A 23,046-nucleotide genomic window follows, 5' to 3' on the forward strand; every position below is an offset into this window, starting at 1 on the left:
CCGCGTCACATGGTCTTAATGCGCCGCCGCCATTTGTGACGGGTCAGTGCGGCGCGAGACGGGTGCCGCCGCTCTCGCGGTCCAGGAAGGCCGCGCCGAGCCGGCCGCGCAACCAGGTGGTCGCCTCGCTCGCGGGCATGGGCTTGGCCAGCCACCATCCCTGGCCCGCATGGCAGCCCATCTCGCGCAGCAGCGTCGCGACCTCGGGCGACTCGACCCCCTCGGCGACCGACCTCAGCCCGAGGGACCGCACGAGGTCGATGATCGAGCGGACGATCCGCTCGTCGTCCGGCGACTCCCCGAGCCGCCGTACGAACGACGCGTCGATCTTGACCTCGGAGACCGGGAGCCGCTGGAGCCGGACCAGCGAGGAGTAGCCGGTGCCGAAATCGTCCAGGGCCAGCTGGATGCCGAGACCGGCCAGGGTGCGGATCGTGTCGGCGCTGTATGCCTGGTCGGTCATGAGGATGCGCTCGGTGACCTCCAGACGGATGGCCTCGGGAGGCAGGTCCAGCTTCTCCAGCCCGGACTCCAGTTGCTCGGGCAGGCTCGAATCCAGCAGGTCGCGGGCCGACACGTTGACCGAGACCGGCACGCCGACGCCCGCGTGCCACCAGCGGGCCGCCTGCCGCAGCGCGTGGCCGATGACGTGCTGGGTGAGATCGCGCATCAGGTATGACTGCTCGGCGAGCGGGATGAACTCGGCGGGCGAGATCGGCCCGCGCACCGGGTGCCACCAGCGCAGCAGCGCCTCGATGCTCTCGACCCTGCCGTCCTCCAGGCTCACCTTGGGCTGATAGTGAAGCTCCAGCTCGTCGGCGTCGATCGCCCGGCGCAGGTCGCCGAGCAGGCTCAGCCGTTCCGGCGAGTTGCGGTCCTTGCCCGACAGGTAGAACTCGACGCCGGTGCGGCCCTCCTTGGCCAGATACATCGCCACGTCGGAGCGTTGCATGAGCAGCTCGAAGTCCGGCGCGTGGTCGGGATAGAGCGCGATGCCGATCGACGCGTCGAGGTCGAAGGTCATGCCCTCGAGGCGTACCGGCTCGGTCAGCGCGACGCGCAGCCGCGAGGCGACCTCCTTGGCCGCCTGGGCGTCCCTGATCGACGGCAGCAGCACCGCGAACTCGTCCCCGCCGAGGCGGGCCACCACGTCGCCGGGCCGCACGCTGTGCGTGAGCCGGTGGGCCACGATCTGCAGCAACCGGTCGCCGACCGGGTGGCCGAGCGTGTCGTTGACCTCCTTGAAGCGGTCGAGGTCGAGCAGGAGCAGCCCCACCCGCTCGTGGTCGCGCGCCTCGGCCAGGGCCTCCTCGGTGCGCAGAATGAGCATCTTGCGGTTCGGCAGGCCGGTGAGCCCGTCATGGGTGGCCTGGTGGTCGCGGCGCAGCGAGAGCGTCGCGGTGAAGTAGACCGCGGTCAGCGGCGCGACGAACAGGGGCACCAGGGCCGTGGAGTGCGCCATCACGACCACGACGAGCGGTGCGAGTCCGAGCAGCGCCCCGTAGACGAGGGACTGCGGGCCGATCGACGCCTTCATCACCCGGGTCAGCGGCCGGCGCTCGTGCAGCGCCACCGCCTGGCAGACAAGGATCGCGCGGACGGCGAAGTACGCCGCCGCGGCCAGCGCGATGGCGGGGATGTCCTCGCCGTCGGGCGTCCAGGGCACGCGAGGCGCCGGATGCGCGCCGAACGCGGCGAAGGCCGCCGCGGCCGCCGTGCAGGCCAGGGTCACCTGGGCGAGGTTGAACAGCACCCGGTGCCAGGCCCTGCGATGCACCAGGCCGCTGACCACCACGGCGACCGCCTGCATCAGCACCGCCGTCGGCAGGCCCTGGTACATCAGCACGGCGAAAGTGAACATCGTGGAGGTCGGCGTGCCCCCGACCAGCGTCGAGGAGCTGAACATGACCGGGCGCAGCTCGCCCAGCACCACCAGGACGGTCAGCATCCAGAACAGCGGAGTGCGGGCCACCTCGCCCAGCTCGCCGAAGCCGAGCCGTACCTGCGCGATCACCAGCGCGGCGACGCCGACGGCGGTGACCGCCGTGAGGTAGGCCCACAGGGGCGAGCCGGGGCGAGGTCCGGTGTCCCGGGTGTCGACGGGCGTGGACATCTCGCCCAGGTCGACGGCGGGCAGGAGGACGCGTGGTACCCCGGCAAGCGGCATAAGACCGCGTGAAAGCGTCATCGGTAAGAAACCCCCCAAGAGGTCACTATGGGAGGGTACGGCCTCTGGGCCACTTCGCGAAACCGCTTGGGCACACTCCGTCACCATGATTTCTGGAGATATCACGGTCTGACCGGAGTTGCGGTGAAAGTTTCAACTGCTCCACAGGTCCGATCCCCCGCCCGCCTGCGCCTATTAGGTTGGCCGTCCAGACAAACCCCCAGCGCCCCTTCTTGGACTGCCATCGGCTCCCTACCATCCGAGAGACCTGTGGGAGCGCTCCCACATTACCGGACGGAGTATTTCCATGTCTCGCAGATTGACGGCGGCTGTGCTCGCAGCGGTCGCCACCGCCGCGGTGGGAGCGTCCGTGCTCACCTCCTCCGCCGCGCAGGCCGCCGACTCCGCCTTCTACGTCGACCCGACGACCAACGCGGCCAAGTGGGTGGCCGCCAACCCCGGTGACAGCAAAGCCGCCGTGATCAGGGACCGCATCGCCGCCGTCCCGCAGGGCCGCTGGTTCGCCAGCTACAACCCCTCGACCGTGCGCAGCCAGGTCGACGCGTACGTGGGCGCCGCCGCGTCGGCCGGCAAGATCCCGATCATGGTCGTGTACGAGATGCCGAACCGCGACTGCGGTGGCGCGAGCGCGGGCGGTGCTCCCGACCACGCCTCCTACCGCGCCTGGATCGACCAGGTGGCGGCGGGCCTCGGCGGGCGGCCCGCCTACATCGTCCTGGAGCCCGACGCCCTGGCGATCATGCCGAACTGCATGAACTCCTCGCAGCAGGCCGAGGTCCAGGCCTCCATGGCGTACGCCGGCAAGAAGTTCAAGGCCACCTCCCCGAACGTCAAGGTCTTCTTCGACGCGGGCAACGACGCGTGGGTGGGCGCCTCCGACATGGCCAACCGGCTGCGCGGCGCCGACGTCGCCAACAGCGCGGACGGCATCTCGCTTAACGTCTCCAACTACCGGTACACCTCCGGCGCGGTCTCCTACGCCAAGAGCGTGATCGCGGCCACCGGCGTGTCCTGGCTGAAGGCCGTGATCGACACCAGCCGCAACGGCAACGGCCCGGTCGGCACCGAGTGGTGCGACCCGAGCGGCCGTGCCACCGGCACCTGGAGCACCACGAACACCGGCGACTCGGCGATCGCCGCGTACCTGTGGGTCAAGCCTCCGGGCGAGTCCGACGGCTGCATCGCCCCCGCGGGTCAGTTCGTGCCGCAGCGGGCCTACGACCTGGCGATAGCCGCCCCGTACACCCCCTCGCCGTCTCCGTCCCCGTCCCCGTCCCGGTCGCCCTCGCCGTCGCCGTCGCCGTCCCCCTCGGCTTCGCCGTCGGCGTCCCCCTCCGCCTCGCCGTCGGCCTCGCCGTCGCCCTCCGCGTCCCCGACGTTCACCGGAGACCGCGGCTGCACGGCGGTCTACAAGGTCGTCAACGCGTGGGGCGGCGGCTTCCAGGGTGAGGTCACCGTGACCAGCGCGGGCACCTCGGCGATCACCAACTGGACCGTGAAGTGGACGATGCCCGGCGGGCAGTCCATCACCCAGGCGTGGAACGCCAACCTCACCGGCAGCAGCAGCGTCACGGCCACGAACCTGAACTGGAACGGCAACCTCGCCCCCGGCGCGAGCACCACGTTCGGCTTCCTCGGCAGCTCCAGCGGGACCCCCTCCACCCCGTCCCCCCTGGTCTGCACCACCTCCTGACCCCTACCGCATAGTCCAGGCGTGCCGTACGGTTCCCCATCCGTACGGCACGCCTTTCTCGTGTGGCGTGTCAGGCGGGCGAGGCCGGACCCACGGCTCCGGGCGCCAGGCTCATGGTCGCCCCGTTTGCCTGAATCGCGCAGTCCGCGCGGGCGGGTTGGGTCAACGCGAGCCGGATCAGCCGCCGGCCGGAACAGGCACCGCCGCGCCGGAAACCCGGACCCTGGGATCCCCGTCCCGCAGCTCCACCCGCAGCAGACCGGGCCGCCCCATGTCAACACCCTGGTGCAGGGTCAGCCTCGCAGCGGGACCGGCCTCGCCGAGGTCCCGCAGATACGCCCCGAAAGCGGCTGCGGCGGCCCCGGTGGCCGGGTCCTCCACGATTCCGCCCACGGGGAACGGATCACGCACCTGGAAGGTGTCCGCCGACTCCCGCCACACCAGTTGCAGGGTGATGAGATCCCGATCGGTCATGTACTGCGCCAGCCCGGAGAAGTCGTAGTCCAGATCGGCGAGGCGCTCACGGGTGGCAGCGGCCAGGACCAGGTGGCGCGATCCCGCGAAGGCGATCCGCGGGGGCAGTGCGGGATCGAGCTCGTCGATCCGCCACTTCAGCGCGTCGAGCGCCTGCGCCACATCGAGCTCGTCGACCGGCTCGACGTACGGCTCCACGCTGGTCAGGGTCGCCCACAGCACACCACCGTCATCCGCCGCCACCTCGACCGGTACGGATCCGGCCTGCGTCTCGAAGACCAGGCCACCCGGGCCGATCCGTTTGGCGAGCGCGACCGCCGATGCCACCGTGGCGTGCCCGCAGAACGGCACCTCCATCTTCGGGCTGAAATATCGGACGGTGAACGTCCGGCCCGTCTCGGCGAGCCGCGCCGGAGCCTCGCTCAGGAAGGCTGTCTCCGAATGGCCCACCTCGGCGGCGATGGCGAGCATGGCCGCCTGATCCAGCCCGGCGGCGTCGAGCACCACCCCGGCCATGTTGCCGCCGGCGGGATCGGTGGTGAAGGCCGCGTAGTGCAGGGCTTCGAATATCGCATCAGCAGAAGTCGGCACGTTCGATGGAACAGCAGAGCAGATGTCCCTGTTCCCCGGGCGCGAGGCCACTCCCATGAGCGTTCAGGGGTTGGCGGCGGCCCGCGCTTCCCCTCCCGGCTCCTCCAGCAATGTAAGATCGCATCTACGTTAGATTGGTTCTACGCAAGGCCGAGGCGACTTATGGAGTTCAAGGGGAGAGCCGCAGATCTTGAGCTACTCGATCGGCAGTTGCGGCAGGTAGCGGAAGGGCAAGGCGGGACTCGCGGGCGCGCGGTGATCATGACCGGCCGACGCCGGGTGGGGAAATCGCGGCTGGTTCAGGAGTTCTGCGACCGCACCGGCATGCCGTACGTGGTCTTCCAGGCCACCAGGGGACGAAATCCCGTGGCCGAGCGCGCCGACTTCGTCGGCATGCTCGCTCAGTCCGCACTGCCGGGTGCCGAGATGATCGCCGGGATGCAGGCCGGGGACTGGAACCAGGCACTGCGCGCCCTGGCCGTGGCTGTGCCCGACCAGAGGCCGAGCATCGCGGTCATCGATGAGGTGCCGTGGCTGGTGGAACAGGACCGCGAGTTCGAAGGGGCGTTGCAGACGGTTTGGGATCGGCACCTGTCCACGAAGCCGGTGCTGCTCATCCTGGTCGGCAGTGACCTGTCGGTGATGGAGGCGCTGCAGTCCTATGGCCGCCCCTTCTTCGGTCGCGCCGCGAAGATGACCGTCCAGCCACTCCACCCCGCGGATGTGGCCGTCATGACCGGGTTGGACGCCGCCGGCGCCATCGACGCCTTTCTGATCACCGGTGGTTTTCCCGAGGTGGTCCAGGCCTGGCAGCCAGGCATGAACCGGGTCGACTACCTGCGGGAGTCGTTGACCAATCCGCTGTCCGCGCTGCTGATGGCCGGCGAGTTGTCGTTGCTCGGGGAGTTTCCCGAGACCTCCCACTCGCGTGCGGTCCTGTCGGCGGTGGGAAGCGGGGAGCGTACGTTCTCCGCCATCGCCACCGAGGCGGGTGGCGCCACTCCCCTGGCCTCCGGGACGCTTTCCCCGCTGCTGTCCACCCTCATCGGCAAGCGGGTGCTGGCCGCGGACACCCCGCTGTCGATCAAACCGGACACGAAGAACAAGCGCTATCGCATCGCCGATCCGTATTTGCGATTCTGGCTCGCCTTCATCGACCGCGGCATTCCGCTGGTCGAGCGCGGCCGGGGCGAACGTGTCCTGGCCTCCATCGAACGCTCCTGGACCTCCTGGCGTGGCCGCGCCGTCGAGCCCGTCGTCCGTGAGGCACTGCTGCGGCTGTTGCCCGACGACCGATGGCCAGGGACCGAGGCCGTCGGCGGATGGTGGAACCGCCAGAACAATCCCGAGATCGACCTGGTCGGGGCGGACCGTCAGCCGGTCGCGCGGCACGTTCACTTCCTCGGCTCGATCAAGTGGCTGGAGAACGGGTCCTTCGGGCGGCATGAGTACGACAGCCTGGTGCGCGACATGCTCACCGTCCCCGGCGCCGACCCCACGACTCCGCTGGTGGCCGTTTCCCGATCCGGTGTCGACGACGGCCTGCCGCTCGCGGCGCACTGGGGCCCCGAAGACCTGCTGGCCGCCTGGCAGGCGTAGGTGAGCCGGGCCGCTCTGGGTGCGTGGTCATTCCTCGGGGGTCACGGCGACGGCGCGGGCGGCGTCGGGGCCCTTGTCGAGGAGGACGTGGAAGCCTTCCTCGTTGAGAATCGGGACGCCGGCCTTGACCGCCTTGTCGTACTTCGAACCGGGGTTGTCCCCCACCACCAGGAAACTCGTCTTCTTTGACACCGACGAGGTGACCTTGCCGCCCCTGGCACCGATGGCCTCACCGGCCTCGTCGCGGCTGAAGTCGTCCAGCGTCCCGGTGACGACGAAGGTGAGCCCCTCCAGCGGGCGCGGCCCCTCGTCGGCGGGCGACTCGTCGGCCATCCGGACCCCGGCGGCCCGCCACTTATCGATGATCTCCTGATGCCAGTCGACCGCGAACCACTCCTTGATGGTCGCGGCGACCCTCGGGCCGATACCCTCCACCGCCGCCAGCTCCTCCTCGGACGCCTTGGCGATGGCGTCGATCGAGCGGAACTCCGCGGCGAGCGCGCGGGCCGTGGGCGGCCCGATGTGCCGGATCGTCAGGGCCACGAGCACCCGCCACAGCGGCTGGTCCTTCTTCTCCTTCAACTGCTGGAGGATCAGCTCGGCGTTCTTGCTCGGCTCACCCGAGATGTTGGCGAAGAACGAGACGACCTTCGGCTCGCCGGTCTCCGGATCGGTCTTCGGCAGGCCGTTTTCGGGGTCGCGGACCACCGACCTGATCGGCAGCAGCTTCTCGATGGTCAGGTCGAACAGGTCGGCCTCCGTGCGGACCGGCGGCTCCTGCGGCGGCAGCGGCTGGGTCAGCGCGGTCGCCGCGACGTAGCCCAGCCCGTCGATGTCGAACGCGTTGCGCCCCGCCGCGAAGTAGATCCGCTCACGCAGTTGCGCGGGGCAGGAGCGGGCGTTCGGGCAGCGGAGGTCGGCGTCGCCCTCCCGCTCGTAGGCCAGTTCGGTGCCGCATTCCGGGCAGTGCGTGGGCATGACGAACTCCCGCTCGTCGCCCTGCCGCAGGTCGACCACCGGACCGACGATCTCGGGAATGACGTCGCCCGCCTTGCGCAGCACCACGGTGTCGCCGATGAGCACGCCCTTGCGCGCGACCTCCGAGGCGTTGTGCAGCGTCGCGCGCTCCACGGTGGACCCCGCCACCACCACCGGACTCATCACGCCGAACGGCGTGACCCGGCCCGTCCTGCCCACTCCGACCTGGATGTCGAGCAGGCGGGTGTTGACCTCCTGCGGCGGGTACTTGTACGCGATCGCCCAGCGCGGCGCCCGGCTGGTGGACCCGAGCTGCCGCTGGATGGGGACCCGGTCGACTTTCACCACCACGCCGTCGATCTCGTACTCCGGATCGTGGCGGTGGTCGTTGTAGTACTCGACGAACTCGCGCACCTCGTCGAGCGACTCCACGACCTTGTAGCGGTCGCTCACCGGCAGGCCGAAGGACGCGAGCCGCTCGTACATCTCCGACTGGGTGGCAGGCGGTGTGGTCCCCTCCCACTTGCCGACCCCATGAACGATCATCCGAAGCGGGCGCTGCGCGGTGATGCGCGGGTCCTTCATCCGCAGGGAGCCGGCCGCCGAGTTGCGCGGGTTCGCGAACGGCGACTTGCCCGCGTCCATGAGCTGCTCGTTCAGCTGCTCGAAGCCCTTCACCGGCAGGAAGACCTCGCCACGCACCTCGATCAGGTCGGGCACGTCATCCCCGGTGAGACGCTGCGGCACGTCGCGCAGGGTCCGGACGTTGGGCGTGACGTCCTCACCCGTACGGCCGTTGCCGCGGGTGGCCCCCCGCACCAGGCGGCCCTTCTCGTAGACGAGCGCGACGGCGAGCCCGTCGATCTTGAGCTCGCACAGATAGGGTCCGGGGTCGGTCTCGATCAGCCGCTGCGCCCGCGCCTGCCAGGCGGCCAGGTCCTCCTGGCTGAACGCGTTGTCGAGGCTCTCCATGCGCTGCAGGTGGGTGACCTCGGGAAACTCCGCAGAAATGGGCGCGCCGACCTTCTGCGTGGGCGAGTCGGGCGTCCTCAGGTCGGGATACTGCTCCTCCAGCGCACGGATCTCCCGCATCCAGCCGTCGTACTCGGCGTCGCTCACCGTGGGCGAGTCGAGCACGTAGTAACGCCAGTTGGCGTCCTCGAGCAGCTCCGTGAGCTCGGCGTGCCGCTCCCGGGCCTCGGCCGGCGCGCTCTGTGCTCTATCGGTGGCACTCCCGGTGGCGCTCCCGGTGGTCTCGGCGGCGCCCGTCACGCTCTCGACCTCGCGCGCGGCCTCCGCGTGCCCGTTCGCCTCATCCACGAGCTCGGCGCCATCGAGCTCGGCGCCGTCGAGCCCGGTGCCGTCGAGCCCGTCAGTCTCGTCAGCCCTGTCGGTCACGTCGCCCGTCTCCCCTCGTCAGACACCCAGGGCAACCGTATCTCCGGCGACCGACAGTTCGCGAAGGACGGGGGCGGGAGCCGCGCCGAGGACGTGGGCGGCTCCCGCCGGACCGCTCGGCGAGAGGGCCGCTCCAGACCGCGCGGCCCCTCGTCTCAGGAGCGATCGAGAATTACGGTAGACCGCTTGCAGCCCACTTTCATTCCTTTTTGTCCGGGTGTACTCGGGCCGGTCGCCGTGGATGGAGAGAGACCGGCCCGAGGGTCATCCTCCCTGGGTCCAGACGCGTTCCCAGCGAGAGCACTTGCCGGTGATCCGGGTCGCGCTGCCCCGGCAGACCATCGCCTTGGCCAGCAGCATGTACCCGGCCTTCACCGTGAACGTCCTCGGGGTGGACTGGGAGCAGTTGCGGTAGGTCGCCGTGCGGTACTTCCCGCGGTCGGTCAGCCACTTGATCTTCACCCACGAGCAGGTCCTGGCCCCGCCCGCGTCATAGAGGTCGCCGACGATGCGCAGGCCCGACGAGCCCGACCGGACGTACCCGTTCGCCCAGCCCTTGGTGTCGGAGGACGCCGTCGGTCCCCACTCCCAGGTCTCCGCCGCCGACGCGGCCGAGGCCGAGGCCACGGACGCGGGCGATGCCGCCGACGAGGCCGAGGCCGCCGCGGGCGCCGCGACGAGACCCGCGGCCAGAGCGGCGGACAGCCCGGCAGCGGCGAGAGGGAGCAGAAGGCGCGCAGCGCTTCGCATGGTCTTTCTCCTGAACGTCTGAACTTCCAGCACGTCAAGAGATACGTGACAAGGCTTGTGAATCACTTGGGGATGAGCTGGGAGGCCGCTTGGATCGCTCGCGGCCCCACTCCCGGCGGTCTCACTCGCCGGGGTCCTCGCGCAGCACCCGGGCCGCCTCCCGGCACCGGGCCAGCGCCGCCTTGGCGTACGCGGGCGAGGCCCCGGCCAGGCCGCAGGCGGGGGTGAGCACGACCTGCTCGGCGAGCCGGGCGGGCGGGAAGCCGAGGCGCCGCCACAGCTCGACCGCCGGCTTGGCCACCACGCCGACGTCCGGCAGCCGGGTGTCGGTGCCCGGCACGACACCGAGGAACAGCGCGAGTCCCTTCTCGATCGTCTCGCCCAGCTCGTCCTCGTCACGGCGGCGCAGCAGCGCCGCGTCCAGCGACACGCCCCGCGCGCCCGCCGTACGGATCACCTCGTACGGCAGGCCGGGCGCGCAGCAGTGGACGACCGGGAAGGCGGGTGCGAGCGCGGAGAGCACGGTCCTCAACCGCTCTGCCGCGATCGGGGACTCGACGGCGGGCAGCCGCCCGAAGCCGGACGCGGTCGGCACCGTGCCCGCCAGCACCCCGGGCAGCCCCGGCTCGTCGATCTGGACGACGAGGTCGGCTCCGGGAATCCGGCGACGAACCTCCGCCACGTGCTGCGCGAGCCCCTCGGCCAGCGACTCGGTCAGGTCGCGTACGGCTCCCGCGTCGGAGAGCACCTTGTCGCCGTGCCTGAGCTCGATCGCTCCCGCGAGCGTCCACGGCCCGCACGCCTGGATCTTGAACGGCCCCTCGTAGCCCTGGGAAGCCTCCTCCAGGCCGTCGAGGTCGCGGGTCAGGTGGTCCCTGGCCCGCTTGAAGTCCCGTCCCGGCCGGTCGGCGAGCCGCCAGCCGGACGGCTGCACCTCCACGGGCAGCTCGACCAGCAGTGACGCCGTACGGCCGATCATGTCGGCGCCCACGCCCCGGCCCGGCAGCTCTGGCAGGTAGGGCATGGGCAGTTCGCCGAAGGCCGTCCTGACCGCCTCCAGATGGTCCTCGCCCGGGTAGGACCCCACCCCGGTGGCCGTGGCCTCGGACCACGGATAGTCGCTCACGGTCACTAGCTTAGGGACTATGAAACTCACCAAACTCGGACACGCGTGCTGGCGGCTGGAGAAGGACGGGCAGACGCTCGTCATCGACCCCGGCTCGTTCAGCGGTGAAGGACTCCTGGACGACGCGGACGCCGTGCTCATCACCCATGAGCACTTCGACCACGTGGACGCGAATCTGCTCAAGAACGCGAGTCCGGACCTGGAGGTCTTCACCTGCCAGGCCGTCGCCGACCAGCTCGGCCGGATCCCGGCGAAGGTCCAGGTCGTCCACCACGGGGACGCCTTCATCACCGCCGGTTTCGGCGTGCGGACGGTCGGCGAGTGGCACGCCCGCAACCTGCCCGACGTCCCGCCCGTGCAGAACGTCGGCTTCCTCGTGGACGACGAGGTGTTCTACCCGGGCGACGCGCTCACGCCGCCGGGCGCCGAGGTGCCCACTCTGCTCGTGCCGACCGGCGGCCCGTGGCTGAAGGCGTCGGACACCATCCTCTACCTGCGGGACGTCCGCCCGGCGCGGGCGTACTCCACGCACGACGGGCTGTACAACGAGATCGGCCTGAAGCTGGTCGACAACTGGCTCGGCAGCGAGGCCGAGGCGCAGAAGGCCGACTTCCGCCGGATCCCCGTCGGCGAGTCCGTCGAGGTCTGACCTCAGACGGCCGAGGCGATCGTGGCGGAGCCGATGACGGCGTCGCCGTCGTACAGGACGGCGCCCTGGCCCGCCGCGACGCCGGTCGCCGGGCGGTCGAGCTCGATGTGCAGCTCGCCGCCGGACACCTGGGCGCGGCAGCCGTACACCTCGCCGTGGGCACGCAACTGGACCGTGCAGGTGATCGGCTCGTACGGCTCCGCCAGCGGGCCGTTCCACACCGGCCGCTCGCCCACGATGCTGCGGACCTCAAGTGAGGTGCGGGGACCGACCGTGACCGTGTTGGACACCGGCTCGATCGACAGCACGTAGCGCGGCCTGCCGTCGGCGGCAGGCCGGTCGATGTGCAGGCCCTTGCGCTGCCCGACGGTGAAGCCGTACGCCCCCTGGTGGCTGCCGACCACCTGGCCGGTGAGCGCGTCGACGATCGGCCCCTGCGACGCGCCGAGCCGATCGGCGAGGAACGCCCGGGTGTCGCCGTCGGCGATGAAGCAGATGTCGTGGCTGTCGGGCTTGTCGGCGACGGTCAGCCCGCGCCGCGCCGCCTCCTCGCGCACCTGCGCCTTGGTCGAGCCGCCCAGCGGGAAGATCGCGTGCCGGAGCTGCTCGCGGGTGAGCACGCCCAGCACGTACGACTGGTCCTTGGCCTCGTCGACGCTGCGCCGCAGCACGCCGTCCTCCAGCCGCGCGTGGTGGCCGGTGGCGACGGCGTCGAAGCCGAGCGCGAGCGCCCGGTCGAGCACCGCCTCGAACTTGATCTTCTCGTTGCAGCGCAGGCAGGGGTTGGGGGTGCGCCCGGCGGCGTACTCGCTGACGAAGTCCTCGACCACGTCACGGTGGAACCGTTCCGCCATGTCCCACACGTAGAAGGGGATGCCGATGACGTCGGCCGCCCGGCGCGCGTCGCGGGCGTCCTCCAGCGTGCAGCACCCGCGCGCGCCGGTGCGGTAGGACTGCGGGTTGGACGACAGCGCCAGATGGACGCCTGTCACGTCGTGCCCCGCCTCGGCGATCCGGGCGGCGGCCACCGCGGAGTCGACCCCGCCGGACATGGCGGCGAGGACGCGGAGCTTTCGTGTGGGACCCATAACAGTTCGAGGTTACCGCCCGCGGGGGCGCGCCCGCGTTGGCATCGGGCCGGGCGGGCTGGGAGGATGCGGGGTCATGCGACTGTTCGGGCGCAATAGCGAGTCCGCCGACCCCGCCGAGGCCATCGCGGCATTCTGGACCTGGTGGGACCAGGCACGTCCCCAGATCGACGCGCACGTCGAGGCGGAGGACCCCGAGACCCTGTTCGAGATGATCGGCCCCGCCGTCACCGCCCTTCATCCGTCCCTCGTCTGGGAGATCGCTCCCGGCCGCATGGCCGTGAACGCCCTGGTCGTCAGCGCGTCGAACGACCCGGAGCTGCGCCCGTTCGCCCACCGGTGGGCCCTGGCCGCGCCGCCGGCGGACGCCATGTGGGAGTTCCATCCGTCGCGGCAGGCGAACCCGCAGGCCGCGGATCTGGCGGTCGACGTCGGCGGGCGGGAGTTCGGGCTCGACCGGCTGGTGGTGGCGCTGCGCGTGCCGCCCGGCACGCCGCGCGTGGACGTCACCGCCTTCCACCCGATCTTCCCCGACGTCGACGACGACACGCGGACGGAGGCGGCCTTCCTCGCGCTCGACTGGCTGCTGGGCGAGGACGAGGTGGCCCGCTGGGTGGGCGAGATCGTGGCCGCGGAGTTCGAGCCGATCGACGCCCTCCCCGCGATCCATCTGCCCGCCGTCGTCGCCGACGTGGCGGAGGGCTTCAGGGAGGAGCAGTGGGCACTCCTCGAAGGCCACACCGCCACCGGCGGCCGGCTGACGGCCGCCGCCCGCTATCCCCTCCGGCCGGTCGATTTCCCGCTGTTCGACCAGCACATCGCCGTCACGCTGCCCTACCGGGAGGCCGACGGCGACGGACTGCCCGCGGGAGCCTCCCTGGACGCGCTGCGCGACTTCGAGGAGCGGCTGAACAAACGGCTGGCCGCGCTCGGCTCGGCCGTGCTGACGGCCCACCTGAGCGCCGACCGCAGCCGGGTGCTGCACGTCTACGCCGACCCCGCGGCGGCCGTGCCGCCCGTGGTCGAGGAGCTCGCGGCCGAGTGGAAGGAGGGGCGGGCCCGCGTCGACGTGGCCGAGGACCCCTCATGGAGCGCGGTGGCCCCCTTCCTGACTTGAACCGGATATTCAGCGCGTTTCATCACATTTGAGCACGGGCACGTCGCGATAGACGCGACGCGCGGGCGAGCGCCCGCGTTCCGCCCGTTCCCGCAGGCTGCGGGGCCGATCCGGCGATGGGATTGGGGTCGGTCATGGCTCAGCGCACACTGGACCGGTTGCTGAACGCGATCGAAGGCGACGGCCGCCTCGACCGGCCGGGTCATCGGCTCGAACAGGGCCTCGCCTTCGCCGAGAACCTCCTCGGGATCACCAGGGGCCGCGCCCGCGGCTTCCTGCACGGAGTCTGGCTGGGCCATCCCTTTCATCCGCTGCTCACCGACGTGCCGATCGGCTCCTGGACGACGGCGCTGGTCCTGGACCTCACCGGACAGAAGGAGGCGGCGCGCAGGGCCGTGGGGCTCGGCATCGCCGGAGCGCTGGCCGCGGCGGCGACCGGCCTGCACGACTGGCAGTACACACATGACAACGCCCGGCGCGTCGGGCTGGTGCACGGCACGCTCAACACGCTCGCCCTCGGCCTGTACGGCTGGTCGTGGTGGCAGCGGGGCAAAGGCCATCATGGGCGCGGCCGGCTCGCCGCCCTGCTCGGCTATCCCGTGATCGCGGTCAGCGGCTTCCTGGGCGGCACGCTCGTTTTTCGCCACCGGATCGGGGTCGACCAGACGGACAGTCAGCTCGAACCACGTCATTTCACCCGCGTACTGGCCGAGCGCGACTTGACCGACAACAGCCCGCACCGGGTGCGGGCGGGCGGCGTGGAGGTCGTCCTGATCCGCACGGACGGCCGCATCCACGCCCTGGAGGACACCTGTCCGCACCTGGGCGCTCCGCTGTCGCAGGGCTGGCTCCGCGACGGTTCCATCACCTGCCCCTGGCACGGCTCCCGGTTCGAGCTGCACAGCGGAGAGAGCCTGGACGGCCCGGCCGTCGCGCCCGCGCCGTGCTTCCAGACCCGCGTACGCGACGGATGGATCGAGGTGCGCCGGATGCCGGCCGTGGCCACCGCGCCTCCCGGCAGCACGCTGGTCCACCAGCAGGAGGTCCAGCCATGAGGAGAAGGCCACAGGTGCTCACCAAGGTGCGGGAGGCGCCGGCCCCGCAGGAGCGCAAGAGGGCGACGCGGGTGCTCGTGGAGCACCACGAGGTGCTGCGGGGGCTCATGCGGTGCCTGCTGGAGACGCCGCGTTCGGAGCCCGGACGGCGGCGCGCGCTCGCCGACGAGCTGTTCGACGAGCTGCGGATGCACGAGCTGATCGAGGAGGAGGTCTTCTACCCGGCGATGCGGGACGTCACCGCGGGCATCGCGGCGGCTTGGTCGGAGCACCGCCAGCTCAGCGACCAGCTCGCGGCGCTGGTGCGCGCCGACCCGCGGACCGAGCGGTTCGACCGGGAGCTGAGCGTGATGCACGACGCGCTGGAGTCGCACGCCCACCTGGACGAGGAACGGCAGATGTTCCCCGAGATCGAGCGCTTCGCGGACGAGGAACAGCTGGTCGAGGTGGGCGACCGGCTCCAGGCCCGCCTGGAGTCGCTGCGCTCGTCGCGGCGCACACGAGCGGTCCTTCGCCTGCAGCGGGCGCTGCTGCGCCGTACGGCCCGCTAGGCGCGCGATGGCGGCGGGACATCGTGGGTCATACCTCGCGCCCGGGCCCGCCAGGGTTCGCCGCGAGCGGCCTCCAGGAATCGTGTGACCAGGGGGTTCTGATCGTCGCGACGCCAGGTCACTGTGACGGTGGTGCGTGCGTTGTTCGGTTCGATCCGGCGGTAGGCGACACCTTTGAGGCGGATCCGGCGGATGCTCGCCGGGGCGAGTGACACTCCCAGTCCTGCCTCGACGAGCGCGCAGACCGTCTGCCATTCGACCGCCTGCTGGCCAAGGCGGGGTTCGAAACCCGCACTGCGGCACAAGTCGAGGATCCGGTCATAGAACATTGGTCCGGCACTGCGGGGCAGCAGCACGAACGGTTCGTCCGCGAGTGCTTTGATCGGGAGGACTCGCTGGGCCGCAAGAGGGTGGGCGGCTGGCACGACCGCGATGAACTCCTCGGACAAGATCGTCTCGGTCGCCAGCGCCGGCTCGTCCGGCGGCTCGCGCAGGAGCCCGATGTCGATCACATGCTCGTGCAGAGCGGTCACCTGCGGCGCTGTGGTCATCTCGCGGATCTCCATCTCCACCTGGGGAAACCGATCGTGGTAGGCGCGCAACAAGCCTGGCAGGACGGTCAGCGCGAGCGATGCGGAGAAGCCGATCCGGATACGACCGGCCTCACCGCTGCCAGTGCGTCGAGCCGCGTCCAGGCCGACGGCGATCTCGTCGAGTGCGCGCCGAGCGGCGGGCAGGAGTTGGCGTCCTGCCTCGGTGAGGGCGACCGCACCGGGCCCTCGGGTGAACAGCGGGTGCCCGACCTTCGCTTCCAGCCGGCGGATCTGCTGGCTGAGCGGTGGTTGCGCGATGCCCAGCCGCTCCGCTGTGCGCCCGAAGTGGAGTTCCTCGGAGAGGACCGCGAAGGCGTGAAGCTGCTGGAAGCTGAGCTCAGGACGGTCCATACCTTTAGAGATATCAGATGATTCCATGGGAGGTGTTGGACATATCGCTGCTGGTTGCCTACCTTTCGCCGCATGACAGAGCGACGCATGATCGTGAGTGGATCCACCGAGGACTTCCAGCCGTGCTGGCCGACCCTGCGCCGCTGCTTCGGCGACATCCGCCCGGCCGCGACGATGCTCGTGTGCGGACTCTCCGATTCCCGCACGAAGTTCGAGATCGAGGTGTACGCACGACGGCCCGCAGAGCCAAGGCCCGCAACCGCTGCCTACTAACCAGCAGGAGGAACGCCCCGCGAGTCGCCTCATGCGCGCTGTTCCAGATTTCGCGCTCCACGAACGGAGCGAGGGCCTCGATGATCCGCCCTGCCGCGCGTCCGATAGAACCTCCTGAGTGCAACGAGGCTGATCGATGACCATCGCCGCTGTCCACGTCCACCGTCTGGTGGCTCCCCTCCACACGCCGTTCGTCACTGCCCTGGCGCACCTGACCCACGTCTCGACCGTCGTCGTCGAGATCGTGGACCGCGACGGGCGCTCCGGCTTCGGTGAGGCGCCGGAGGTGTGGACTGTCACGGGATCCTCACTGGCCTCCAGCGAGGCCTGCGTCACCGAGGCCTTCGCCCCGCTTCTCATCGGCCGCAATGCCGATGACCTGGTGGAGAACTGTCGCAGAGTCAGCCGCGCCGTGATCGGCAACGAGCCGGCCAAGGCCGCGGTGGACATCGCACTCCACGATCTCGCCGCGGTCCGCCTCGGGGTCCCGCTGGTCCGGCTGCTCGGCGGCTCCCGGCTGGTGGTGCCCACCGACGTGAGCCTTGCAGCCGGCACGGTGGACAGCCTGGCCACGGCGGCGAAGAGCCGGGCCGCGGAGGGCTTCGACGTGCTGAAAGTCAAGGTCGGCACGGACGCGGCCACGGACGTCAACCGCGTGACGGCGGTCCGCCAGGCGGTCGGTCCCGAGGTGAGGATCCGTCTCGACGCCAACCAGGGGTGGACTCCCCGCGAGGCGGTACGGGTCATCCGCTCGCTGGAGGACGCCGGCATGGGGGTGGAGTTCGTCGAACAGCCTGTGAACCACCGGGATATGGAGGGCCTGGCCTGGGTGAGCGACCGCGTCGAGACCCCGATCATGGCGGACGAGTCCGTCTTCGACGTGCACGACCTGGTGGAGGTGATCCGCCGACGCGCGGCGGACCTGATCAACGTCAAGCTGGCGAAGAGCGGTGGGCTCAGCGCCGCCCGTACCCTCCTCGAACTGGCACGAGCCCAGGGCATGGGCACCATCCTCGGCTCCATGCTGGAGACCGAGATCGGCACCGGCGCCGCGGCCAGCCTGGTAGCCGCCTACGGGACCACGATGGTGAGCGACCTCGACGCGGTGTGGTGGCTCCAGCGCCCCGCCGTCGTCGGCGGCATGCGGTACCAAGGCGCTGCGGTCGTGCTGCCCGACGCGCCGGGCCTGGGCATCTCCGGCCTGGTCGCCGCAGAAGCCCGGGAAGCCACGGAGGCACGGACATCAGGGGATGAACACGGCAGGTTATGACAGACCGGCACGGCGGGCGCGCTCGACGACGTGCCCGATGACCTCCACGACCCGGTCGACGTCCTCCTCCACGGAGGTGTGGCCGAGGGAGAAACGCAGCGAGCCGCGGGCGCGCGCGCCGTCCTGGCCCATGGCGAGCAGCACGTGGGACGGCTGGGCGACCCCGGCCGAGCAGGCCGAGCCTGTGGAGCACTCCACGCCCTTGGCGTCGAGGAGCATGAGCAGGGCGTCCCCCTCACAGCCGGGGAACGAGAAGTGGGCGTTGCCGGGCAGCCGGTTCACCGGGTCGCCGTTCAGCACGACGTCGGGCACGGCCAGCCGTACGCGCTCGATCAGGTCGTCGCGCAACGCCGACAGCCGCTCGGCCGTGGCGGGCTGCCGCGCGACGGCCGTCTCGACCGCCGCCGCGAACCCGGCGATGGCCGGCGCGTCGAGGGTGCCGGAGCGGATGTCGCGTTCCTGTCCGCCGCCGTGCAGGACGGGCACCGGATCGACGCCTCGGGCCAGCAGCAGCGCCCCGACGCCCACGGGACCGCCGACCTTGTGGCCGGAGACGGTCATGGCGTCCACGCCGGACTCGGCGAACGAGACCGGGAGCTGGCCGACCGCCTGCACCGCGTCGGTGTGGAAGGGGATGCCGTATTCGTGCGCGATGGCGGCCAGCACGCGCACCGGCTGCACGGTGCCCACCTCGTTGTTGGCCCACATGACGCTCACCAGCGCCACGTCGTCCGGGTCGCGGGCGATGGCCTCGCGCAGCGTCTCCGGATGCACCCGGCCCCGCTCGTCCACGTCCAGCAGCTCGACCCGGGCGCCGTGGTTGTCGCCGAGCCAATGGGCGGGGTCGAGGGCGGCGTGGTGCTCGACCGAGCTGATCAGGATCCTGGGCCGCTTCCTCGCCCAGAACAGGCCCTTGATGGCGAGGTTGTCGGCCTCGGTGCCGCCGGCGGTGAACACGACCTCGCTCGGGCGGGCGCCGAGCGCGCAGGCGATCGTCTCGCGCGACTCCTCGACGACCCGGCGGGCGCGGCGGCCCGCCGCGTGCAGGGACGAGGGGTTGCCGACCTGCCCGAGCTGGGCGGTCATCGCCTCGATCGCCTCGGGCAGCATCGGTGTGGTCGAGGCATGGTCCAGATATGCAGCTCCCACGACCCCTCCCTGACACGTATTCAGCCCACCAAGCGTATCCGGGCGAGCAGAGAACACCGGCACGTGTCGCAACTTAACCGTCCAGACGGTACAGTAGGGGGCATGAGGAAGGACGAACTGCTGGACGCGGCCGAGGGCCTGCTGCAGGATCAGGGTGCCCAGGCCCTGACCCTGGCGGCGGTGGCCGAGCGCGCCGGTGTCAGCAAGGGCGGTCTCCTCTATCACTTCGCGAGCAAGGAAGCGCTCGTCAAAGGCATGATCGAGCGCCTGATCGCCGATTTCGACGCGCTCATCGAGGCGCAGTCGGAGAGCACCTACACCCGGGCGTACGTCGCCGCGACGTTCGAGGCCGTGGAGACCGGCCGGCTGCGACGATGGGCCGTGGTCACGGGCGCGGCCGGCGACCCCGAACTGCTCGCGCCGCTGCGCGGGGCGATGGACCGCTGGATGCGGCAGGGCCTGGACGACGAGCCCGACCCCCTGACCTCCCAGGTCGTACGGCTGGCCTGTGAGGGCGTCTGGGAGGTCGCCACCCACTGTGCGGCGATCATCGACTACGCCGCGATCCGCGCCAGGCTGCTCGCCCTGTTGTAGCGCACCCCTGACCCACACCTGGTGGTCGCCCTTCCTTCCGGCTCTGCCGTGAAAGGGCGACCTGCTGGTGTCTGCCCGTAAATCCGGGCCCGGAAACCCACTCGACTCACCTGGAAAGGAAGCTGTGATGACCCGCGCTTTGAGGAAGGCCCGTCACGGGGCAGTCCTCACCTTCGTCCTGGCCGGCCTGATGTGTGGAACCTTCACCGTGCGCCTCCCGGCCCTGGCCGACCGGCTCCGCCTGCCGGAGTCGTCGGTCGGGCTCACCCTGCTCAGCTGGGGGATCGGCGCGCTGCTCACCATGCAGCTCATGCGCGTCGTCCTGGCCAGGATCGGCAGCCGTGGCGTCCTGCGCGCGGCCGCTCCCCTGTGCGCGGTGTCACTGGTCCTCGTCGCGTTCGCGCCGTCCCTCCCGGTGCTGGCCGTGGCCGCCGCGCTGTTCGGCATGGCGTTCGGCGCGGTCGACGTCGGCATGAACGCCCAGGGCTCGGCCGTCGAGCGCGCGTACGGCCGGCCGATCATGAGCGGCATGCACGCGGGATGGTGCGTCGGCGCGATCTCGGCGGGCCTGCTCGGCACCGGGGCCATCGCCCTGGGCCTGTCCCTCACCGCCCACATCCTGGTCGTCGCCCTGGTGTCGGTGCCCGCGGCGCTGGCCCTCAGCCGTCTGCACCTGCCCGACCCCACGCCCGAGGCGGACGAGGCGGGCCAGGCGTCCGCTCGTGCCCGGCGCAGGCTGCCTGGGGTCGTCTACCTGCTCGGCGCGGTCACCTTCGCCGCGTTCATGGTGGAGGGCGTCGTCGCCGACTGGAACGGCCTGTACCTGATCGGCACGCTGCACGCCTCCGAGGCGGTCGCCGCGCTCGGCTACCCGGTGTTCGAGGCGGGCATGCTGCTCGCCCGGCTGGCCGGCGACCGGCTGCGCGGCCGCTACGGCGCCCGCGGGCTGATCATGTTCTCCGGCGGTGCCACCGCGCTCGCGTTCCTCGTGGTCATCGCCGCGCCGGTGACCGTTGCCGCCGTCGCCGGGCTGTTCTTCATCGGGCTGTCGGTGGCGACGATCTCCCCGATGGCGCTGTCGCTGGCGGGGACCGCGACACGCGAGCCCGGCCCGGCGATCGCACAGGCGAGCGCGATGGGCTACGCGGGCCTGCTGCTCGGGCCCGTGGTCATCGGTTTCCTGTCCGCCGCGGCCTCGCTGCGGGTCGCGATGGGCGTGGCGGTCGTGCTCGGCGTCGTCATCGCCGTGGCCGCCCGGCTGCTGCCCGCGTCCCGTACGGAGATCATCCCGCTGCCGGTCCGGTCGGGGGACGAGGAGGCCCCCCTCCGCACGGCGGCCTGACGCCCGCCCGCCAGCCTGTCGAGAAAAGCTCTCGGCCCGTGCCGCGTGAACACGCGACACGGGCCGAGCGCGTCACTTGCGCTTCTCGATCTCCTCGGTGAGCTGCGGGACGACCTGGAACAGGTCGCCCACGACGCCGAAGTCGGCGATCTCGAACAGGGGCGCCTCGGCGTCCTTGTTGATCACGACGATGGTCTTGGAGGTCTGCATGCCGGCCCGGTGCTGGATGGCGCCGGAGATGCCGGCCGCGATGTAGAGCTGCGGGGACACGGTCTTGCCCGTCTGCCCGACCTGGAACTGGTGCGGATACCAGCCGGCGTCGGTCGCGGCCCGCGAGGCGCCCACGGCCGCGCCGAGCGTGTCGGCGAGCTTCTCGATGATCGAGAAGTTCTCGCCCGAGCCCACGCCCCGGCCGCCGGAGACCACGATCGCGGCCTCGGTCAGCTCCGGACGCGCGCCCTTCTCCTGGACGACCCGCTCGACGATCTTGGCCGCACGGGCGGCGTCCGACAGCGCGACCTCCACCTTCTCCTCGGCGCCGGCCGCGGCGGCGGCGACGGGGGCAGTGCTGTTCGGGCGGACCGTGATGATCGGCGTGCCCTTGGTCACGCGGCTGTGGACGTTGACGCCGCCGCCGAAGATGGACTGCTCGGCGACGAAGCCCTCGCCGACGCCCACCGCGTCCGAGATCACACCGGAGTCCGTCTTGATCGCGAGACGGCCGGCGATCTCCTTGCCCTCGCCGGTCGCGGCGACGAAGACCGCGGCCGGAGACCGCTCGGCCACCAGATGCGCCAGCACCTCGGCCTTGGGCGCCACCACGTAGTCACCGATCTCGTCGGCCGCCGCCACGTAGATCTTCTCGGCGCCGTACTCGGCGAGCCTGGCCTTCGCGGCGTCGGAGTAGCCGGGGCCGGCCCATACGGCGGCCGGCGTGCCCAGCGACCGGGCCAGGGTCAGCAGTTCGAGGGTGACCTTCTTGACGTCACCGTCGACGTGCTCGACGAGAACCAGAATCTCACTCATCCCAAGCCCCTCAGACGAACTTCTTCGACGCGAGGAACTCGGCGGCCTTGGCGCCGCCGTCGCCCTCGTCCTTGATCACGGTGCCCGCGGCACGGGGCGGGGCGGCGGCGAAGTCCACGACCTCGCTCCAGGCGTTCGCCAGGCCCACCTGGTCGGCCGCGATCTCCGCGTCGGCGACGCCGAGCGTCTCGACCGGCTTCTTCTTGGCGGCCATGATGCCCTTGAACGACGGGTAGCGCGGCTCGTTGATCTTCTCGACCACCGACACGACGGCGGGCAGCGACGCCTCGACCTTGTCGTAGCCGTAGTCGGTGATCCGCTCGACCCGGATGGCCGTGCCCTCGACCTCGACCTTGCCGGCGAGCGTGAGCTGCGGGGCGCCGAGCCGCTCGGCCAGCATCGCGGCGAGCATGCCCGTGCGGGCGTCGGTCGACTCCGAACCCAGGATCACCAGGTCGAAACCGATCTTCTTCAGGGCCTGGGAGACGGCGTAGGAGGTGCCGAGCGCGTCCGAGCCGTGCAGCGCGTCGTCGTGCAGGTGCACCGCCTTGTCGGCGCCCATCGCCAGGGCCTTGCGGATGGTCTCGGTCGCCTTGGCGGGGCCCATGCTGAGGACGGTGACCTCGCCTCCATGGGCCTCCTTGAGCCGCAGCGCCTCCTCGACCGCGTACTCGTCGAGCTCGTTCACGACGCCGTCGGCGGCGTCACGGTCGAGCGTCTTGTCATCGGACCTCAGCTTGCGCTCGGTCGCCGTGTCGGGGACCTGCTTCACGCAGACGACGATGTTCATGGCCGGTGGCCGACCTCCCCTTTCCGTACGGCTGACGCCGCGGTTCTCGGTACGTGGCGCGGGGTACGCGCACGTGATGCAAGACTGCCAGGTGCTCGCGGGCGCGCCTGTGCAGGTGGCCCGGGTGTCGAACTGACCCTGGTCCCCCCAGGCGTATGTTACCCATCGGTAGCTTAGGTGCAAACCTCCAGGTTTTTACGGCCGCGTCCTTCGGTTGAGGAATTACCCAGAACCCGGTCACGCCCACCGCCACCCTACCGAACTATGTTCCGGAAGCGTCGGGGAGGTCCCTGTGGCCGGGACTCGGAACCATGGCCGTCGCCCACGGCGACCACTCCATGATCGTAATCAGGCCGGGCCGCACGGCGCTCACCGTGCCCCGATGTCCCGATATGTTGGCA

General features: G+C 70.9%; 20 protein-coding genes. 10 read left to right on the forward strand and 10 right to left on the reverse strand.

Annotation, left to right across the window (positions count from 1 at the left end; translation table 11 throughout):
* Positions 1–43 precede the first annotated feature (43 nt).
* Positions 44–2,113, reverse strand: coding sequence for a bifunctional diguanylate cyclase/phosphodiesterase (locus tag HHX35_RS16210; RefSeq protein WP_182899750.1), 2,070 nt, complete (start codon positions 2,111–2,113; stop codon positions 44–46).
* A 361-nt stretch (positions 2,114–2,474) separates the two neighbouring features.
* On the opposite strand from HHX35_RS16210, the gene HHX35_RS16215 reads away from it, so the two are divergent.
* Positions 2,475–3,881, forward strand: coding sequence for a glycoside hydrolase family 6 protein (locus HHX35_RS16215; RefSeq protein ID WP_182899620.1), 1,407 nt, complete (start codon positions 2,475–2,477; stop codon positions 3,879–3,881).
* Positions 3,882–4,058: 177 nt separating this feature from the next.
* Here HHX35_RS16215 and HHX35_RS16220 read toward each other — a convergent pair whose 3' ends face one another.
* Positions 4,059–4,946: a PhzF family phenazine biosynthesis isomerase gene (locus HHX35_RS16220; protein WP_310739130.1), complete on the reverse strand. Its 888-nt coding sequence runs from the start codon at positions 4,944–4,946 to the stop codon at positions 4,059–4,061.
* A gap of 261 nt (positions 4,947–5,207) precedes the next feature.
* On the opposite strand from HHX35_RS16220, the gene HHX35_RS16225 reads away from it, so the two are divergent.
* The gene (locus HHX35_RS16225) at positions 5,208–6,545 is read left to right on the forward strand and encodes a DUF234 domain-containing protein (protein ID WP_220505473.1); all 1,338 of its coding nucleotides are present in this window, start codon (positions 5,208–5,210) and stop codon (positions 6,543–6,545) included.
* Between the two features lie 27 nt (positions 6,546–6,572).
* Here the strand turns inward: HHX35_RS16225 and ligA are convergent, their stop codons facing one another.
* The 3 genes from ligA to HHX35_RS16240 form a co-directional block, all read right to left on the reverse strand.
* The gene (gene ligA, locus HHX35_RS16230; RefSeq protein ID WP_182899751.1) at positions 6,573–8,795 is read right to left on the reverse strand and encodes an NAD-dependent DNA ligase LigA; all 2,223 of its coding nucleotides are present in this window, start codon (positions 8,793–8,795) and stop codon (positions 6,573–6,575) included.
* A 390-nt stretch (positions 8,796–9,185) separates the two neighbouring features.
* Positions 9,186–9,671, reverse strand: coding sequence for a hypothetical protein (locus tag HHX35_RS16235; RefSeq protein ID WP_182899623.1), 486 nt, complete (start codon positions 9,669–9,671; stop codon positions 9,186–9,188).
* 121 nt (positions 9,672–9,792) lie between these two features.
* The gene (locus tag HHX35_RS16240) at positions 9,793–10,797 is read right to left on the reverse strand and encodes a methionine synthase (protein WP_310739132.1); all 1,005 of its coding nucleotides are present in this window, start codon (positions 10,795–10,797) and stop codon (positions 9,793–9,795) included.
* Between the two features lie 19 nt (positions 10,798–10,816).
* Between HHX35_RS16240 and HHX35_RS16245 the strand changes: the two genes are divergently transcribed.
* On the forward strand, positions 10,817–11,446 hold the full coding sequence (locus HHX35_RS16245) for an MBL fold metallo-hydrolase (RefSeq protein ID WP_182899625.1): 630 nt from the start codon (positions 10,817–10,819) through the stop codon (positions 11,444–11,446).
* Positions 11,447–11,448: 2 nt separating this feature from the next.
* Here HHX35_RS16245 and mnmA read toward each other — a convergent pair whose 3' ends face one another.
* Positions 11,449–12,534: a tRNA 2-thiouridine(34) synthase MnmA gene (mnmA, locus tag HHX35_RS16250; RefSeq protein WP_259405095.1), complete on the reverse strand. Its 1,086-nt coding sequence runs from the start codon at positions 12,532–12,534 to the stop codon at positions 11,449–11,451.
* 76 nt (positions 12,535–12,610) lie between these two features.
* Between mnmA and HHX35_RS16255 the strand changes: the two genes are divergently transcribed.
* From HHX35_RS16255 to HHX35_RS16265, 3 genes are all read left to right on the forward strand, one after another.
* Positions 12,611–13,651, forward strand: a complete 1,041-nt coding sequence (locus tag HHX35_RS16255) for a DUF695 domain-containing protein (protein ID WP_182899626.1) — start codon at positions 12,611–12,613, stop codon at positions 13,649–13,651.
* Between the two features lie 134 nt (positions 13,652–13,785).
* Positions 13,786–14,706 (forward strand): Rieske 2Fe-2S domain-containing protein, encoded by a 921-nt coding sequence (locus HHX35_RS16260; protein WP_182899627.1) that lies wholly within the window; start codon positions 13,786–13,788, stop codon positions 14,704–14,706.
* Positions 14,703–15,257, forward strand: a complete 555-nt coding sequence (locus HHX35_RS16265; protein ID WP_182899628.1) for a hemerythrin domain-containing protein — start codon at positions 14,703–14,705, stop codon at positions 15,255–15,257. The genes HHX35_RS16260 and HHX35_RS16265 overlap by 4 nt, the downstream gene beginning before the upstream one ends.
* On the opposite strand, the gene HHX35_RS16270 is transcribed toward HHX35_RS16265, so the two are convergent.
* Positions 15,254–16,201: a LysR family transcriptional regulator gene (locus HHX35_RS16270; protein WP_182899629.1), complete on the reverse strand. Its 948-nt coding sequence runs from the start codon at positions 16,199–16,201 to the stop codon at positions 15,254–15,256. The genes HHX35_RS16265 and HHX35_RS16270 overlap by 4 nt on opposite strands.
* A gap of 72 nt (positions 16,202–16,273) precedes the next feature.
* Between HHX35_RS16270 and HHX35_RS16275 the strand changes: the two genes are divergently transcribed.
* Complete coding sequence (locus HHX35_RS16275; protein WP_205826168.1) at positions 16,274–16,474, forward strand: hypothetical protein; 201 nt, start codon at positions 16,274–16,276, stop codon at positions 16,472–16,474.
* Between the two features lie 136 nt (positions 16,475–16,610).
* Positions 16,611–17,744 carry a mandelate racemase/muconate lactonizing enzyme family protein gene (locus HHX35_RS16280; RefSeq protein WP_182899630.1) on the forward strand — a complete coding sequence of 378 codons (1,134 nt, stop codon included), beginning with the start codon at positions 16,611–16,613 and terminating at the stop codon, positions 17,742–17,744.
* Here HHX35_RS16280 and HHX35_RS16285 read toward each other — a convergent pair.
* The gene (locus HHX35_RS16285; protein ID WP_182899631.1) at positions 17,739–18,893 is read right to left on the reverse strand and encodes a cysteine desulfurase family protein; all 1,155 of its coding nucleotides are present in this window, start codon (positions 18,891–18,893) and stop codon (positions 17,739–17,741) included. The two genes, HHX35_RS16280 and HHX35_RS16285, sit on opposite strands and share 6 nt — an antisense overlap.
* Positions 18,894–18,995: 102 nt before the next feature.
* On the opposite strand from HHX35_RS16285, the gene HHX35_RS16290 reads away from it, so the two are divergent.
* Both HHX35_RS16290 and HHX35_RS16295 read left to right on the forward strand, forming a co-directional pair.
* Positions 18,996–19,487: a TetR/AcrR family transcriptional regulator gene (locus HHX35_RS16290; RefSeq protein WP_139578345.1), complete on the forward strand. Its 492-nt coding sequence runs from the start codon at positions 18,996–18,998 to the stop codon at positions 19,485–19,487.
* Between the two features lie 127 nt (positions 19,488–19,614).
* Entirely contained in the window at positions 19,615–20,829 is a 1,215-nt protein-coding gene (locus HHX35_RS16295; protein WP_182899632.1) for an MFS transporter, read from the forward strand.
* Between the two features lie 72 nt (positions 20,830–20,901).
* Here HHX35_RS16295 and HHX35_RS16300 read toward each other — a convergent pair whose 3' ends face one another.
* Positions 20,902–21,855, reverse strand: coding sequence for an electron transfer flavoprotein subunit alpha/FixB family protein (locus HHX35_RS16300; RefSeq protein WP_182899633.1), 954 nt, complete (start codon positions 21,853–21,855; stop codon positions 20,902–20,904).
* 10 nt (positions 21,856–21,865) lie between these two features.
* The gene (locus tag HHX35_RS16305; protein ID WP_182899634.1) at positions 21,866–22,645 is read right to left on the reverse strand and encodes an electron transfer flavoprotein subunit beta/FixA family protein; all 780 of its coding nucleotides are present in this window, start codon (positions 22,643–22,645) and stop codon (positions 21,866–21,868) included.
* Between the last annotated feature and the right edge of the window lie 401 nt (positions 22,646–23,046).

This window comes from Microbispora sp. H10830 (assembly GCF_014161375.1).
Taxonomy (GTDB): Bacteria; Actinomycetota; Actinomycetes; order Streptosporangiales; family Streptosporangiaceae; genus Microbispora; species Microbispora catharanthi.